This window comes from Buttiauxella cochleicola (genome assembly GCF_021282435.1).
Lineage (GTDB): Bacteria > Pseudomonadota > Gammaproteobacteria > Enterobacterales > Enterobacteriaceae > Buttiauxella > Buttiauxella massiliensis.
On record NZ_JAJSOT010000014.1, the window covers coordinates 1 to 15,310 of the forward strand.

The 15,310-nt window shown below is 47.7% G+C and carries 16 protein-coding genes and 1 tRNA gene; 10 read left to right on the forward strand and 7 right to left on the reverse strand.

All coding sequences use genetic code 11. From position 1 onward, the window contains the following. Positions 1-18: 18 nt before the first annotated feature. Both LVQ77_RS21470 and LVQ77_RS21475 read right to left on the reverse strand, forming a co-directional pair. Positions 19-106, reverse strand: a tRNA-Ser gene (locus tag LVQ77_RS21470). A gap of 163 nt (positions 107-269) precedes the next feature. Continuing rightward, entirely contained in the window at positions 270-1,898 is a 1,629-nt protein-coding gene (locus tag LVQ77_RS21475) for an ABC transporter substrate-binding protein (protein ID WP_232905451.1), read from the reverse strand. A gap of 226 nt (positions 1,899-2,124) precedes the next feature. Here LVQ77_RS21475 and yccA point away from each other — a divergent pair, with 226 nt between their 5' ends. Next, positions 2,125-2,784 (forward strand): FtsH protease modulator YccA, encoded by a 660-nt coding sequence (gene yccA, locus LVQ77_RS21480; RefSeq protein ID WP_034456301.1) that lies wholly within the window; start codon positions 2,125-2,127, stop codon positions 2,782-2,784. 107 nt (positions 2,785-2,891) lie between these two features. Then, on the forward strand, positions 2,892-3,221 hold the full coding sequence (tusE, locus tag LVQ77_RS21485; RefSeq protein ID WP_064517637.1) for a sulfurtransferase TusE: 330 nt from the start codon (positions 2,892-2,894) through the stop codon (positions 3,219-3,221). Here the strand turns inward: tusE and yccX are convergent. Further along, positions 3,218-3,499, reverse strand: a complete 282-nt coding sequence (gene yccX, locus LVQ77_RS21490) for an acylphosphatase (protein ID WP_232864980.1) — start codon at positions 3,497-3,499, stop codon at positions 3,218-3,220. The genes tusE and yccX overlap by 4 nt on opposite strands. 90 nt (positions 3,500-3,589) lie before the next feature. On the opposite strand from yccX, the gene rlmI reads away from it, so the two are divergent. Beyond that, positions 3,590-4,780 carry a 23S rRNA (cytosine(1962)-C(5))-methyltransferase RlmI gene (gene rlmI / locus LVQ77_RS21495; RefSeq protein WP_232905452.1) on the forward strand — a complete coding sequence of 397 codons (1,191 nt, stop codon included), beginning with the start codon at positions 3,590-3,592 and terminating at the stop codon, positions 4,778-4,780. A gap of 60 nt (positions 4,781-4,840) precedes the next feature. Next, a complete protein-coding gene (gene hspQ / locus LVQ77_RS21500; RefSeq protein ID WP_034456306.1) occupies positions 4,841-5,158 on the forward strand; it encodes a heat shock protein HspQ in 318 nt (105 codons plus the stop codon). 152 nt (positions 5,159-5,310) lie between these two features. Here the strand turns inward: hspQ and LVQ77_RS21505 are convergent, their stop codons facing one another. Next, positions 5,311-5,724: a CoA-binding protein gene (locus LVQ77_RS21505; RefSeq protein ID WP_064517615.1), complete on the reverse strand. Its 414-nt coding sequence runs from the start codon at positions 5,722-5,724 to the stop codon at positions 5,311-5,313. A gap of 187 nt (positions 5,725-5,911) precedes the next feature. Between LVQ77_RS21505 and csgI the strand changes: the two genes are divergently transcribed. Then, positions 5,912-6,577, forward strand: coding sequence for a curli synthesis inhibitor (gene csgI / locus LVQ77_RS21510; RefSeq protein ID WP_232864982.1), 666 nt, complete (start codon positions 5,912-5,914; stop codon positions 6,575-6,577). 95 nt (positions 6,578-6,672) lie between these two features. After that, complete coding sequence (gene mgsA / locus LVQ77_RS21515) at positions 6,673-7,131, forward strand: methylglyoxal synthase (protein ID WP_064517611.1); 459 nt, start codon at positions 6,673-6,675, stop codon at positions 7,129-7,131. Here mgsA and helD read toward each other — a convergent pair whose 3' ends face one another. Next, complete coding sequence (helD, locus tag LVQ77_RS21520; protein WP_232905453.1) at positions 7,132-9,186, reverse strand: DNA helicase IV; 2,055 nt, start codon at positions 9,184-9,186, stop codon at positions 7,132-7,134. 131 nt (positions 9,187-9,317) lie between these two features. On the opposite strand from helD, the gene LVQ77_RS21525 reads away from it, so the two are divergent. Continuing rightward, positions 9,318-9,764 (forward strand): YccF domain-containing protein, encoded by a 447-nt coding sequence (locus tag LVQ77_RS21525; protein ID WP_232905454.1) that lies wholly within the window; start codon positions 9,318-9,320, stop codon positions 9,762-9,764. A gap of 24 nt (positions 9,765-9,788) precedes the next feature. Then, positions 9,789-11,924 (forward strand): YccS family putative transporter, encoded by a 2,136-nt coding sequence (yccS, locus tag LVQ77_RS21530; protein WP_232864984.1) that lies wholly within the window; start codon positions 9,789-9,791, stop codon positions 11,922-11,924. Here yccS and LVQ77_RS21535 read toward each other — a convergent pair. Continuing rightward, entirely contained in the window at positions 11,921-12,535 is a 615-nt protein-coding gene (locus LVQ77_RS21535) for a TfoX/Sxy family DNA transformation protein (RefSeq protein ID WP_232905455.1), read from the reverse strand. The genes yccS and LVQ77_RS21535 overlap by 4 nt on opposite strands. A 220-nt stretch (positions 12,536-12,755) precedes the next feature. Here LVQ77_RS21535 and sulA point away from each other — a divergent pair, with 220 nt between their 5' ends. Both sulA and ompA read left to right on the forward strand, forming a co-directional pair. Beyond that, positions 12,756-13,265 carry an SOS-induced cell division inhibitor SulA gene (sulA, locus tag LVQ77_RS21540; protein ID WP_232905456.1) on the forward strand — a complete coding sequence of 170 codons (510 nt, stop codon included), beginning with the start codon at positions 12,756-12,758 and terminating at the stop codon, positions 13,263-13,265. 359 nt (positions 13,266-13,624) lie between these two features. Continuing rightward, a complete protein-coding gene (gene ompA, locus LVQ77_RS21545; RefSeq protein WP_232864986.1) occupies positions 13,625-14,704 on the forward strand; it encodes a porin OmpA in 1,080 nt (359 codons plus the stop codon). Positions 14,705-14,809: 105 nt separating this feature from the next. Here the strand turns inward: ompA and matP are convergent, their stop codons facing one another. Next, positions 14,810-15,262: a macrodomain Ter protein MatP gene (gene matP / locus LVQ77_RS21550; RefSeq protein ID WP_151992685.1), complete on the reverse strand. Its 453-nt coding sequence runs from the start codon at positions 15,260-15,262 to the stop codon at positions 14,810-14,812. Between the last annotated feature and the right edge of the window lie 48 nt (positions 15,263-15,310).

Consider the following 15,310-nt stretch of genomic DNA (forward strand, 5'->3'; position numbering starts at 1 on the left):
AAGCTGGGGCTAAAATGTTGGTGGAAGCGTAGAGATTCGAACTCTAGAACCCTTTCGGATCGCCGGTTTTCAAGACCGGTGCCTTCAACCACTCGGCCACGCTTCCAACGAGGCGAACTATAAACATCCCCATACTTCATGTAAAGCACGATTTCGTTCGTTCGCCTGATTAATCACCAATTCGGTATTGTTTGGGCAAAACTTCAACAATTTGATTGGTTTAATAGCAGAAATCATTGTGGGTTTAGCCTCCCAAAATGAAATGCGCCCTAGTGTTTTTTGATAAACATATCTTTGGTGTAGTAGAAACCAAGATTATTTGGCGCGTATCCACCGACATAAGGTTTCACTAACTGGACTAAAACATAGTGATAAACGGGAATCGCTGGCACATCTTCCGCCAGTTTATCCTCGGCCTGTTGGTAGAACTTGCCGCGCTGCGCAACGTTGTCTGCCTTCGCTGCATTTTTCAGTGCGTCATCAAAAGCAGCATTGCTGTACTTCGAGGTGTTTTCACTATCGCCTGTACGGAAGTTATTCAGGAACGTCGCCGCATCGTCGTAATCAGCAATCCACGCATAGCGCACGACGTCAAAAGTCCCGTTGTGCATGGTATCAAGCATCGTTTTCCATTCCTGATTTTGCAGCTTCGCTTCAACACCCAGATTTTTCTTCCACATTGAACTGGCCGCAATCGCAATGCGCTGATGTGACTCAGAGGTGTTGTACAACAGATTGAAACTCAATGGGTGAGACGTATTAAATCCCGCTTCTTCCAGTAGTTTTTTGGCTTCAGTTACACGCTTCTCATGGCTCCAGGACGCATAGTCAGGAGATTTTAGTTCGACACCGCCGATGTTTTTCTGACTGATAACCCAGGCAGGGATCTGCCCCTGTCCTAATACTTTCTCAGCGATGATGTCTTTATCCAACGCCATATTGAGCGCCCGGCGAACGCGCGGATCATTAAATGGAGCTTTGGTTGTATTGAACTGGTAGTAGTAGGTTGCAAGCTTAGGTGTCACATGAACCTGATCCGGAATGGATTTTTTTAATGAAGCAAACTGTGTCTGTGGGACGGTTAAAACAATATCTATTTCACCTGCTTTATAGCGATTGATATCGGCAGTTTCGGAAGCGATGGGTAAGTAAGTTACTTTATTAATAACGGTGTGGCTATCGTCCCAATAGTTTTTATTACGCACCCCGATGACTTTTTCGTTTACCACCCAATCAGAAAGTGTGTATGGCCCACTACTCACAAAATTCGCAGGCTGCGTCCATTTGTCGCCGAACTTCTCTACGACGGCTTTATCAACAACCACCAGCGAGGTGTGTGCAAGCATTGCGAGAAATGCGGCGGTAGGTTGAGTCAGCGTAACTTGTAGCGTTGCATCATCTAACGCTTTAACACCTAACGTATCAGGGGATTTTTTACCTTCTGCAATATCTGCAGCGTTTTCCACATGCATATTGCCGAGATAGCTCGCATAAGGTGATCCTATTTTGGGGTCAACCAGGCGCTGCCAACTCCAGACCACATCTTCAGCGGTGATCGGCTCACCATTAGACCATTTAATGCCAGGGCGAAGATGGAAAACCCAAACCGTACTGCTTTTCTGTTCCCATTTTTCAGCAAGCCTTGGTTCAATCGAACCATCGTTGCGTACTTCTACCAAACCTTCAAAAAAGTCACTAATAATACTCGACTCAACACTGCTTTCGACTTTATGAGGATCAAGCGAGGCTGGCTCGCTGCCGTTGTTACGAACTAATTCCTGTTTTGCGGCCAACTCTGTTCCTGCTGGCACATTGGCAGCCCAGGCTCCAGAAATTGCACAAGCAACGCCAATAGCGACAAACGATCTGATAATTGTGATGTGGTTATTTGCTTTCATTAAACACGCCTTATTTGAGTTATTAACGACGGTACAGTTAACACTCTTAGCATCCGAAATGATTAAAGCAATAATTTTCAGCCACATATAAGTGAGTTTTATGACAGATATCGAATCTGTGAATTAAATCAGAGCAAGGTAAAGATGGGTAAAAGGGCTTCCTTGCAATAAAGGAGGCTATTATTCTCAGTCACCATATACACCTGTAATAAGAGAGAGTTTCTGAATGGATCGCATAATTACTTCCTCGCGTGACCGTTCGTCACTGCTAAGTACCCACAAGGTACTGCGTAACACCTATTTCTTGCTCAGCCTGACGCTGGCGTTCTCTGCGATTACCGCAACCGCAAGCACCGTGTTGATGCTGCCATCTCCAGGTCTGATTCTGACGCTGGTTGGTATGTATGGTCTGATGTTTTTAACTTACCGCCTGGCTGATAAACCGACGGGTATCCTTGCTGCCTTCGCGTTCACCGGGTTCCTGGGGTATATCCTCGGCCCAATGCTTAACTCCTACATCTCTGCCGGTATGGGTGATGTGATTGGTATGGCATTAGGTGGCACGGCGCTGGTGTTCTTTAGCTGCTCCGCTTATGTGCTGACCACCAAAAAAGACATGTCCTTCCTCGGCGGTATGCTGATGGCAGGCGTAGTCGTGGTGTTGGTGGGTATGGTTGCGAACATATTCCTGCAACTGCCTGCTCTGCACCTGGCAATCAGCGCGGTATTTATTCTGATCTCTTCTGGCGCGATTTTGTTTGAGACCAGCAATATTATCCGCGGTGGTGAAACTAACTACATCCGCGCAACGGTGAGCTTGTACGTTTCTCTGTACAACATCTTTATCAGCCTGTTGAGCATCCTGGGCTTCGCAAGCCGCGACTAATCGCTGCTTGTTCCCCATCCAAAGCCTCGCTATCGCGGGGCTTTGTTTTTTCTGACACGCTAAAATTTGCTACACTGCCGCCAGTTTGTCTGGAGCAAAGAATAATTATGTTGATGTTTGAAGGCCGAGAAATAGAAACAGATGCCGATGGTTATCTGAAAAATAGCCAGGAGTGGAGTGAACCGCTTGCCGAAGCTATTGCCGCCAATGAAGGTATTACCCTTGCAGTTGAACACTGGGAAGTAGTGAGATTCGTGCGCGAGTTTTACCTCGAATTTAATACCTCCCCGGCGATTCGCATGTTGGTTAAAGCGATGGCTAACAAATTTGGCGAAGAGAAAGGCAATAGCCGCTATCTGTACCGTTTGTTCCCAAAAGGGCCGGCTAAGCAGGCAACCAAAATTGCAGGCCTGCCAAAGCCGGTGAAGTGCATTTAGTAGCGAATACTGAAATCGGTCCATTGGCGATCGGGTTGATGCGGCTCAGTCAGCACTTTATCGACCCGAGCGCTGCGTGGCCCTCCCGCTTTTAGCCACGCGATAAGTTTATCAACCTGCTGCTCTTCGCCGCAGGCTAATACCTCAACGCTACCATCATCCATATTACGGGCATAACCGGTTAACCCCAGTTTTAACCCTTCACGCTGGGTGCTGTAGCGGAACCCAACCCCCTGAACCAGGCCGTGGACCCAAGCAAGTGTGCATACTGTGGCCATAACTTCCTCCGTTTCGGGTTCTTGCGTTGCATTTAGCCGGTCTAACCCGGAAAATGGCGCCAAATTCTTAGCAAGAAAGCATAGCAAATTATGAGTGTACGTTTAGTGTTAACCAAAGGGCGCGAAAAATCGTTATTGCGCCGCCATCCGTGGGTGTTTTCTGGTGCTGTTGCACGCATGGAAGGCAAAGCCAATCTCGGTGAAACAATTGATGTTGTGGATAGCAATGGCAAATGGCTGGCACGTGCCGCTTATTCGCCATCTTCGCAAATCCGTGCGCGCGTCTGGACTTTCGATGCGAATGAAAGCATCGACATCGATTTCTTCACTCGTCGTTTGCAGCAGGCACAGGTGTGGCGTGAATGGCTCGCCGCTCGTGACGGGTTGGATAGTTATCGTCTGATTGCTGGCGAGTCTGATGGTCTGCCAGGCGTGACGATTGACCGCTTCGGCAACTTCCTTGTGCTGCAATTACTTTCCGCTGGCGCTGAATATCAACGCCCTGCGCTGGTTGCTGCTTTGCAAAATCTCTATCCTGAATGTGCTATTTACGATCGTTCCGATGTTGCGGTTCGTAAGAAAGAAGGAATGGAACTGACGCAAGGCCCGGTCAGCGGTGAACTGCCACCTGATTTGTTACCAATCGAAGAGCACGGCATGAAGTTGCTGGTCGATATTAAAGGCGGCCATAAAACGGGTTACTACCTTGACCAGCGCGACAGCCGCTTTTCAACTCGCCAGTATGTGAAAGATAAGCGCGTGCTGAACTGCTTCTCTTACACCGGCGGTTTTGCGGTTTCCGCATTAATGGGTGGCTGCAGCCAGGTTGTCAGTGTTGATACATCTCAGGATGCATTAGATGTTGCGAAGCAAAACGTTGAGCTGAACAAACTCGACCTGAGCAAAGCTGATTTCGTGCGTGATGATGTATTCAAACTGCTGCGCAAATACCGCGATCAGGGTGAGAAGTTCGACGTTATCATTATGGACCCACCAAAATTCGTCGAGAATAAGAACCAACTGATGGGTGCCTGCCGTGGCTACAAAGATATCAATATGCTGGCAATTCAGCTGTTGAATCCGGGTGGCATTCTGATGACGTTCTCATGTTCTGGTTTAATGACGACAGATTTATTCCAGAAAATCATCGCTGATGCCGCCGTAGATGCCGGGCGTGATGTACAATTTATAGAGCAGTTCCGCCAGGCCGCAGATCACCCTGTGATCGCCACCTACCCGGAAGGGCTGTATCTGAAAGGGTTTGCCTGTCGCATCATGTAACTTGAATTACAAAAACTTGCCCGCACATTAATGGCAGGTAATGTTTCTCAGGAGGTGACTATGATTGCCAGCAAATTCGGCATAGGCCAGCAAGTACGACACTCTTTGTTGGGTTATTTGGGGGTAGTGGTCGATATCGACCCGGAATACTCTCTGGATGAACCTGCAGAAGATGAACTGGCCGACAACGATGCCCTCCGTAGTGCACCCTGGTATCATGTAGTGATGGAAGATGATGATGGCCAGGCTGTGCACACCTATCTTGCTGAAGCCCAGTTAAGTGGGGAGTCACAAGACGAGCATCCCGAACAACCGTCGATGGATGAATTGGCGGCTTCGATACGGCAACAGCTTCAGGCACCTCGCCTGCGTAATTAGCAAAAATCCCGCAATTGCGGTAACACCGTTAGTTTAAGAATGAGATATCCGGGGCGACCACCGGGTTTGGCGTTCCTCCGGGAACCAAATCCCGGCGTTTCCCCTAATTCATTAGCTTAAATGAATGGTGTTACGCAATCGCGGGTTTTTTATTATTTAGCCAGACCTAGTCTTGGTATTTCAATCGCCGGACATTTATCCATCACCACGTTTAAACCGGCATCTTGCGCAAGGACAGCAGCTTGCTCATTAATCACGCCTAACTGCATCCATAACGTTTTGGCGCCAATGGCTATCGCTTCGCGTGCCACTTCCCATGCTGCTTCCGAATTTCTGAACACGTCGACCATATCAACTTTCTTAGGTATTTCTGCAAGTGAGCCATAACCCTGCTGCCCTAACAGGGTTTTACCCGCCACTTTTGGGGACACCGGGATCACTTCATATCCTTGATCGAGCAAATACGCCATCACCCGATAGCTTGGGCGATCTGGCTTATCACTGGCACCGACCAGCGCAATGGTTCGGGTATCTTTTAGAATAGTTTCGATATCAGCCTGTTTCATCACTCTCTCCGCTCGGACTCTGTAATCAAAAGTGTATGTCATCCGTTACTGACTCACCATCTTTCCCATACGCAGGTAGTAGAGCAATTATTGAGAATATGTCTATATGTTAATGAACCGTCCATATGAAAAACTTTGAAACATTCAGTAAGGGATGGTCCTATTTACCCTCAGGCAGGAGAAATTGATGAGAACCGTGTTCTTAATCGCACTATGCTGGATCCTTCTTTTGCCTGGTGAATCGAGGGCGACAACCCTGCGTCTGTCCACAGAGATCGACTTGCTGGTACTGGATGGGAAAAAAGTTTCCAGTTCTTTGCTAAGAGGTGCTGATAGCATTGAGTTGGACAACGGTCCGCATCAGCTAGTATTTCGTGTAGAAAAAAATATCAGAACCAACACGCGAGAACAGCGCCTTTATATTTCCCCACCTTTAGTGGTGAGTTTCGATACCAAAGAAGTCAGCCAGGTAAATTTCAATATCCCACGGATTGAAAATGATAAAGACAGCGATGAATTTGACCTGGCACCTCATCTTCAGTTGCTCGATGGTGACGCTGGAGTCATCCCATCGAAAGTAGATATTTTGCCGGTTAAAAACGCATCACAGGGAATCGACTACGAGCGGGATACTCAGGTCTACAACAAATCGGGGAAAACGGCGGCGGTAAAAGGATTCGCCACTATGATGGCAGACGACAGCGAACTACTCTCGAAAACATCTGAACTCGACGCTCCGCCTCGTCAATCCGATACGTTAATCGAGCAGCGCCTCAGATATTGGTTTCTACAAGCAGATAAACCTACCCGCGACCGTTTCTTGCAATGGGCAAAAGATAATCCAACGCAATAATTGACTTCCAAATCACGCATTTTTGACACCCTTCTCTTGCAGCATCAGTGGCTTCCAGTAAGCTGTAGCCAATATAAATCAATCAGGATTAACCAATGGAATTAACGACCCGCACCCTGGGGGAAAAAAAACATATTGCGCTGGTTGCGCATGACCACTGTAAAGATGCCTTATTGAAATGGGTTGAGCGCCATAAAGTTAATCTTTCACATCACGTATTGTACGCGACCGGCACCACCGGAAATCTCATCCAGCGTGGCAGCGGTCTTGATGTCAACGCTATGCTTAGCGGCCCGATGGGTGGCGATCAGCAAGTCGGTGCTTTGATTTCCGAAGGGAAAATTGATGTGCTGATTTTCTTCTGGGACCCGCTTAATGCAGTTCCACACGATCCTGACGTTAAAGCATTGCTACGTCTGGCAACTGTGTGGAACATACCTGTTGCAACTAACTTATCAACCGCCGATTTTATTATTCAGTCACCGGGTTTTAATCAGGCAGTTGAAATTTTAATCCCCGATTACGCACGTTATCTGGCAGAACGACTGAAGTAATTACGGTCGGTTTGCTGCGGGCACGCCAAGATGTTTCAGGATATCGACAAAACTGGACGGTTCCTGTTTGTTGAATAAAAGCCAGACTCGATGACGGGCCCGCGTCATCGCCACATACAATAATCGCCTTTCTTCAGCATCAGGATAATCTTCCGGCTGCGGCAATAATGCCTTTTCCATTACCGATTCTCGTGCTACAGCCGGGAAACCATCTTTACCCTGCTGTAAGCCCAACACCACAACGTAGTCAGCCTGCTGCCCTTTACTGGCATGAATAGTCATAAAATCAATGGCGAGCTTTGGCCAGCGTGTTACTGCCTTTTCCAGAATCGCCGGACGTAAATGATGGTAACGGGCCAGAACCAGAATGCGCTGCTGCGGGTTCACATATCCGCTCATCTTATCCAGCAGTGCTTCGAGCTGGTCATCAGCCAATAACGTGACGGATTTTTTATCGCCTTTAGACAGACTATTTAATGGTTTAGCCAACTGATGCGGATTTTGCTGTACGAACAGATTCGCTATTTCACCTATACGATCGTTGAAGCGATAAGTGGTATCTAACGCACACTGGTCTGCATCGCCAAAATGGTGGGCAAAAGCGGTGGTCAGCGACATTTCTGCGCCACTGAATCGATAAATTGCCTGCCAGTCATCACCCACCGCATATAGCGAAGTATGCGAGTTTTGTTTTCTGAGTGCCGCCAGCAGTGCTGCACGCTGCGGTGAGATGTCCTGAAATTCATCCACTAAAATATGCTTCCACGGGCTAATAAACCGCCCCTTTTCCAGCACATTAATTGCCTGATGAATTAAGCCCGAAAAATCGACTGCTTCTTCAGCTTTCAGCGCAGTTTTCCAACTTTTCAGTAACGGGGCCATTAGCTTGACGCGTTTGGCAAAGAGATCGCGGATATCCTCAGGCGCTGCAGCAATCATTTCCGCCTGCGAACCACCATGCATACGCAATAACCCCAACCAGCGATCTAACCGGCTTGCCAGACGTTTAGCTAAACGTTCATCTTTCCAGTATTCACCTTCCGGCACTTCCCATTGCAGCTCGTCTCGCAACCACTCACGCCAGCCTTTTGCCTGCGCTTTTTTCTCACGACACTGCTGTTGCCAGCTTTCAATTAGCAATTGGTGGCGTGCCGTAGTATCGGATTCCAGCTCGCTAACACGCGGCACTTTTTTGCTTCCTTGCTGAATAATATGCAATGCAAGAGCATGAAACGTACGTGCAGAGATAGCATCGGTATTCAAGCGTTCAGCAATCCGCTGATCCATCTCCTGCGCAGCTTTGCGCCCAAATGCCAGCAGCAGGATTTGTTCTTCACTGGCTTCGCCGCGTTGTAATAGCCAACCGGCACGTGCAACAAGAACGGAGGTTTTGCCACTCCCCGCCCCCGCGAGCACTAATAGCGAATCTTCGCCATTGACGACGGCACGAGCCTGAGAAGGATTCAGAGGAGAACTTTCTATGTGCTGGAAAAAGTCAGCATACTTTTCCAGCATGTGATTGGTAAAAGCGGTATTGCGTTGATGGCGGCGCGTATCACCTTGTTCAAGCCAGGCTTTACAATGAAACCAAAGTTCGCGGCAATTTTCGAATTCATCAAGCCGTGCTAATGGCAGCGGTAGTGCTGAAAACGCAGCGCGAACATTTTGCTGTAACGCCTGCATATCACTGCGTTTGAACCATTTCTCTTGCTGAACCCTGCGTGTTATTTCGGCATATTGCTGTTGTAGCACCTGAGCTGCCACTTCGCTCATTTCAGTGCTCCAGTTCTGCCACAGTTCGTTCAGGTGATGATAAAAGTGCTGCGTTTCACTCCATTCCGTACCATGCAAACGCACGACTTTATCATCGGGCAAGACAAATTCCAGCTCGCCCCAAACCAGACCACGCTTGCAATTAATTGCGATTAACTGATTGAATGGAATAAGGTATTCATGACGATCGCCCTTTACCTCTACACCCGCAGTCAGTAATCTCACCCGATTGTAGGGATGTTGTGCTAAATGTTTGCCAAGGGAGGTCGCTTTCAATTCCATTACGCTTTGCCTGATCCAAAAAATGGTTGAGGTTAAGTTTACCCGCCGAAGGAATGACGCTCCAGAGTAAAAACGCGTTACAATTGCTGTGGTTATTCATTTATCTACATTCATACCAACAAAGAGTGATTATGCGTACAGTCCTTAATGTATTGAACTTTGTACTGGGTGGTTTTCTCACCACTCTCTCTTGGTTGCTGGCCACTCTCGTCAGTATCATTTTTATTTTCACTCTCCCGCTGACTCGTTCCTGCTGGGAGATAACTAAACTCTCGTTCGTTCCGTACGGCAACGAAGCTGTTCATGTTGATGAGCTCAACCCGCAGGGTAAAAGCACCATCCTGAACACCGGCGGCACGCTGCTAAATATTCTCTGGCTAGTATTTTTCGGCTGGTGGCTATGTGTGCTGCACATTTGTACCGGGATTGCACAGTGCATCACTATTATCGGTATTCCTGTAGGAATCGCTAACTTCAAGATAGCAGCGATTGCACTTTGGCCAGTGGGTCGCCGTGTCGTTTCTGTAGAAACTGCACAGGCTGCACGTGAAGCTAATGCACGACGTCGTTTCCAGTAAATTTGACAAGAATAGTGAGTATTAATGCTTAGCCCAATTCTGCGCCGCTATACCTGGAACAGCACCTGGCTCTATAACTTACGTATTTTCATTGCGCTTACGGGCACCGCTGCCTTCCCATGGTGGTTGGGCGAGGTCAAGCTCACTATTCCGTTAACGCTTGGCGTTGTTGCCGCAGCTCTTGCAGATTTAGATGACCGTCTCACCGGGCGTATACGTAATCTTCTGATTACTTTGGTTAGTTTCTTCATCGCTTCCGCATCGGTGGAGTTGTTATATCCATGGCCTGTACTGTTTGGTATTGGGCTAATGGTTTCCACCAGCGGGTTTATTCTTCTGGGAGGATTAGGTCAGCGTTACGCCACTATCGCTTTTGGGGCGCTGCTTATCGCCATCTATACCATGCTCGGCATTTCTTTGTACGATCACTGGTATCAACAACCTATTTTGCTGTTGGCAGGTGCCATCTGGTACAACTTACTGACACTTGCTGGGCATCTTATATTCCCGATTCGACCGCTTCAGGATAACCTGGCACGCTGTTATGAAAGCCTCGCGCGTTATCTCGAAGTCAAAGCAACCCTATTTGACCCCGATATCGAAGAAGAAAGCCAGGCACCAATGCTTGAACTTGCGATGGCGAATAGCCAGCTTGTGACAATGTTGAATCAAACCAAAGGCTCGTTGCTGACGCGCTTACGAGGAGATCGTGGGCAGCGAGGCACTCGGCGGACTCTGCACTACTATTTTGTCGCTCAGGATATTCATGAGCGCGCCAGCTCTTCCCACATCCAGTACCAGGCACTGCGCGATAAGTTTCGCTACAGCGACATCATGTTTCGCTTTCAACGCCTGTTAACCATGCAATCTCAGGCCTGCTTGCAGCTTTCACGCTCCGTTTTATTACGCGTGAAATATCAACATGACCCACGGTTCGAGCGAGCGTTTACCCATCTTGACGCCGCCATTGAGAGATTAAAAACGGATCAGTCTCTGGCCAGTGAATTAAAAGCACTTGGCTTCCTGGTGAGTAATTTGCGCGCCATTGATGCTCAGTTAGCAACTATTGAATCTGAACAAGCCCTCGCCGCGCCGCACAGCGATATTGAAAACCGACTGTTGGATGATCGCTTAACTGGCTTTGGTGATATCTGGCAGCGATTAAAACGGAATTTAACTCCAGAATCAGCGTTATTCCGCCATGCGGTGCGCATGTCCGTTGTACTATGCGTCGGCTATGCGTTTATTCAATTCACCGGGTTAAAACATGGCTACTGGATACTGTTGACCAGCCTTTTTGTTTGCCAGCCTAACTACAGCGCCACTCGCCGACGCCTGGCTTTACGTATTATTGGCACTTTGGTAGGCGTGGCTGTCGGGCTTCCGGTATTGTTCTTTGTGCCATCAATTGAAGGACAGCTTGTTTTAATTGTGATTACCGGCGTGCTGTTCTTTGCTTTTCGCAACGTACAATATGCGCACGCCACCATGTTTATCACCTTGCTAGTGTTGCTCTGTTTCAACCTGTTGGGCGAAGGGTTTGAAGTCGCAATGCCACGTATCTTCGATACCTTATTAGGATGTGCCATAGCCTGGGCCGCAGTCAGTTTCATCTGGCCTGACTGGCGTTTTCGCAGATTGCCATTAGTGGTGGAGCGTGCATTTAACGCTAACTGCCGTTATCTGGATGCGATTCTTGAGCAATATCACCAGGGTCGTGACAATAGGCTTGAGTACCGTATTGCACGCCGGGATGCACATAACAAAGATGCTGAACTGGCTTCTGTTGTGTCGAATATGTCGTCTGAACCGCGTGTTTCACCGGAGATGCGGGAAACAGCATTTCGACTATTGTGCCTGAATCATACCTTCAACAGCTATATTTCAGCGTTGGGTGCACATCGTGAAAGACTGACCAACGAGGATATTTTGCTCCTGCTTGATGATGCTGTGTGCTACGTCGACGATGCACTTCATCACCTGCCAGCAGATGAAGAACGAGTACAAAAAGCACTTCAGGGACTATCTGAACGTATAACCACACTTGAACCGCAACCAGACTCCAAAGAGCCACTGGTGCTTCAGCAGGTTGGTCTGCTGGTTGCGCTATTACCTGAGATATCGCGCCTTCAACAACTTGTGTCGCAACAACACGATTAACGCCTTTGGCGTTTCTCGTAATGATGCCCCCACTCGACCAACTCCTGGCGCGTTGCCGCCGGGAGTGCAGCCTCATGAATTCCGCAAATAGCACCAGCTAATGCCAGCAATACCTGTACGCCAAGCCCTTTCTTAATGCCTCTAAGCTTTATCCAGGAGCGCTTTGCGCCGTAGGCATGAAGGGTACGTACATCGGCAATACCGACTTCCCACAACATCATTTCCAGACTGTGCGTTAAATTGGGTAAATCTTTAAGCCTTTGCTGAGCACGCTGCCGGGATTTTTGGCGCCGGGCACTGAATAGAGCATCCATTGACAGTTGCACTAGCTTTTCCCGATCGCTCCACAACCCCTCATCAACGAGGTAATAATTGAGTTCGATAGTACGTCCGCGTTTATTGTAGAGCAGAGGCTGCGAGGCTCGTTTAACAAAATAGACTTCCGTTTGTTCACATGCTCGCAGGTAGAGCTCCCCTTCTGAAACCATGGCAAACACAACATTTTCTACCGTCAGGCTATATCCACCAAATAGCGATCGACAGCCTATTTCCCCTAGTGGTGATAAGTATTCTTTGGACTGATGAATCCTTGCATATGATTTATTTTTCATGAATATATCCCTAAATATCATGTATTAACGCATCATCACAGTTTATTACCGCTTCCTGTAGTACGAAAATAAGTAACCTAATCACTCACCGCAATCACATTCTCACTTTCCGTCGAATTACATGATGAAATTGCGAGACACTTTCCGAAATTTAGATTGATCTTTATCCAAACAGGCATTACTGTATATCCATACAGTAACCCATCAGGCGGGATTAACTATGCATTCACATAACGTTCGAACTCAGGTTGCCACTGTTACAAATGCTGTGCCTTCTGTGGCCCAGTCATCAGCGGGTAACAAAATTAAAGGGTTGATCAGTGAAGTGATCTACAGCGAAGATCAGCCATGGGTTACACAGCTGGTTTTATTGCCACTGCTTCAACAACTGGGACAACAGTCACGCTGGCAGCTGTGGCTAACACCACAGCAGAAATTAAGTCGTCAGTGGGTACAATCAGCAGGTCTTCCGCTGGCAAAAGTTATGCAAGTGAGCCAGTTAGATCCACTTTTCACAGTAGATGCTATGGTAAAAGCATTGCAGACAGGAAATTACAGTGTTGTTATCGGTTGGTTACCTGAAGAATTGACGAATGAAGAGCATTCGCAACTGTCATCTGCCGCCGAAATAGGGAATGCGATCGGCTTCATTATGCGTCCAACCCGTATCTCGGAAACAGGGTGTCGACCACGAAGTGAGCTAAAAATTCATTCTAGTTTGTATCATTAAGTAAATTTAAGAGAATTCCTGGAACTTTTTATGAACTCTTGACAATCCATTGTGAATTATCAAGAATCCGCGTCCCAAGCCGCTCCAGGCGGCCTTCCAGCAAATCTTTAGAGTGTGAATTACGCGCAAAAATGTTAGAAAATGTTTATACAAGTCGTTTTTTTTCATATGCCTGACGGACTTCACACTTGTAAGTTTTAAACTACGTTGTAGACTTTAGCTCGCCAGGGTTGCTCTTCATAACACCGATTGATCGGTAGAGTAACAAGTGAGCATAAACTCGGGCGAAGGATTTAACCCTGGGCTTTAGAGCGATTTTAAAGCTCATGGCCTTTTTGGATGATAATGAGGCGCAAAAAATGAAAAAGACAGCTATCGCGATTGCAGTGGCACTGGCTGGCTTCGCTACCGTAGCGCAGGCCGCACCGAAAGATAACACCTGGTATGCAGGTGGTAAGTTGGGTTGGTCCCAATTCCACGACACCGGTTTCTCTAACCAGAACGGCTATGATAGCGGCATCGGTAATGGCCCTACTCATGAAAGCCAACTGGGTGCTGGTGCGTTCGGTGGTTACCAGGTTAACCCGTACGTTGGTTTTGAAATGGGTTATGACTGGTTAGGTCGTATGCCATATAAAGGCAGCGTAGAAAACGGTGCTTTCAAAGCGCAAGGCGTTCAACTGACCGCTAAACTGGGCTACCCAATCACTGACGATCTGGACATCTACACTCGTCTGGGTGGTATGGTATGGCGTGCAGATTCTACAGCTATGAATGCTGCTGGTAACCGTGTAAGCGATCACGACACTGGCGTATCTCCGCTGGCTGCTGGTGGTATCGAGTGGGCTGTTACCCGCGATATCGCTACCCGTCTGGAATACCAGTGGACTAACAACATTGGTGACGCTGCTACCGTTGGTACTCGTCCAGACAACGGCTTGTTGAGCCTGGGTGTTTCTTACCGTTTCGGTCAGGGCGAAGTTGCAGCTCCAGTAGTAGCTCCAGCTCCAGCACCAGCTCCAGAAGTACAGACCAAGCACTTCACTCTGAAGTCTGATGTTCTGTTTAACTTCAACAAAGCAACTCTGAAACCAGAAGGTCAGCAGGCACTGGATCAGCTGTATACTCAGCTGAGCAACCTCGACCCGAAAGATGGTTCTGTTGTAGTTCTGGGCTTCACCGACCGTATCGGTTCCGATCAATACAACAACAAACTGTCTGAAAAACGTGCACAGTCAGTTGTTGATTACCTGATCTCTAAAGGTATCCCAGCTAACAAGATCTCCCCACGCGGTATGGGCGAATCTAACCCAGTTACTGGCAACACCTGTGATAACGTAGCTCCTAAAGCTAAACTGATTGATTGCCTGGCTCCAGATCGTCGCGTAGAGATCGAAGTTAAAGGTATCAAAGACGTTGTAACTCAGCCTGCGGCATAAGTTACCGTTATAAAAAAACCCCGCTAAGGCGGGGTTTTTTGTTTTTATTCTTTGGTGGATACCCAGAACCCAAAAATAGAACTCTGGGTCAATACAACCGCCCCTCTACTCTTTGCCTAGCAAAGCCTGGAGATCCTGTTTGAGCGATGACATCTGATTGGCGTATTGCTCTTTACGCTCAGCATCTTCAATCAATTGCACAATAGTTTCTGAGAGAGTGCATCCTCGTCGATGAGCAAGCCCTGCTAACCGCTGCCAAACCAAATATTCAAGGTCGATGGACTTCTTACGGGTATGTTGATGCTCGGCATTAAAGTGCCTTTTACGCCGCGCACGGATAGTTTGCTTCATACGATTATGAAGCTCTGGATTCATATGTTTCTCAATCCAACTCAACACAAGCACAGGTTCATTTTCGAAGCGTAACAGTTCATCAACGGCTTCTTTCGCCGCACTAGCTTCGATGTAACGTGTAATTAATTCGCCTTCGCGGTGTTTTTTGACCAGATACTTCCACTTCCAGCCGCTCTCGAGATTTTCCAACTGTTGATATTTCATTGCGATCTCAGTGTGACCGTGTAACTCATTTCAGAATAACAGTTTTTT

Bases quoted from the DNA above. Each gene is read 5' to 3' on its own strand.
- LVQ77_RS21475 (WP_232905451.1), bottom strand. From the start codon at position 1,898: ATGAAAGCAAATAACCACATCACAATTATCAGATCGTTTGTCGCTATT.
- yccA (WP_034456301.1), top strand. From the start codon at position 2,125: ATGGATCGCATAATTACTTCCTCGCGTGACCGTTCGTCACTGCTAAGT.
- tusE (WP_064517637.1), top strand. From the start codon at position 2,892: ATGTTGATGTTTGAAGGCCGAGAAATAGAAACAGATGCCGATGGTTAT.
- yccX (WP_232864980.1), bottom strand. From the start codon at position 3,499: ATGGCCACAGTATGCACACTTGCTTGGGTCCACGGCCTGGTTCAGGGG.
- rlmI (WP_232905452.1), top strand. From the start codon at position 3,590: ATGAGTGTACGTTTAGTGTTAACCAAAGGGCGCGAAAAATCGTTATTG.
- hspQ (WP_034456306.1), top strand. From the start codon at position 4,841: ATGATTGCCAGCAAATTCGGCATAGGCCAGCAAGTACGACACTCTTTG.
- LVQ77_RS21505 (WP_064517615.1), bottom strand. From the start codon at position 5,724: ATGAAACAGGCTGATATCGAAACTATTCTAAAAGATACCCGAACCATT.
- csgI (WP_232864982.1), top strand. From the start codon at position 5,912: ATGAGAACCGTGTTCTTAATCGCACTATGCTGGATCCTTCTTTTGCCT.
- mgsA (WP_064517611.1), top strand. From the start codon at position 6,673: ATGGAATTAACGACCCGCACCCTGGGGGAAAAAAAACATATTGCGCTG.
- helD (WP_232905453.1), bottom strand. From the start codon at position 9,186: ATGGAATTGAAAGCGACCTCCCTTGGCAAACATTTAGCACAACATCCC.
- LVQ77_RS21525 (WP_232905454.1), top strand. From the start codon at position 9,318: ATGCGTACAGTCCTTAATGTATTGAACTTTGTACTGGGTGGTTTTCTC.
- yccS (WP_232864984.1), top strand. From the start codon at position 9,789: ATGCTTAGCCCAATTCTGCGCCGCTATACCTGGAACAGCACCTGGCTC.
- LVQ77_RS21535 (WP_232905455.1), bottom strand. From the start codon at position 12,535: ATGAAAAATAAATCATATGCAAGGATTCATCAGTCCAAAGAATACTTA.
- sulA (WP_232905456.1), top strand. From the start codon at position 12,756: ATGCATTCACATAACGTTCGAACTCAGGTTGCCACTGTTACAAATGCT.
- ompA (WP_232864986.1), top strand. From the start codon at position 13,625: ATGAAAAAGACAGCTATCGCGATTGCAGTGGCACTGGCTGGCTTCGCT.
- matP (WP_151992685.1), bottom strand. From the start codon at position 15,262: ATGAAATATCAACAGTTGGAAAATCTCGAGAGCGGCTGGAAGTGGAAG.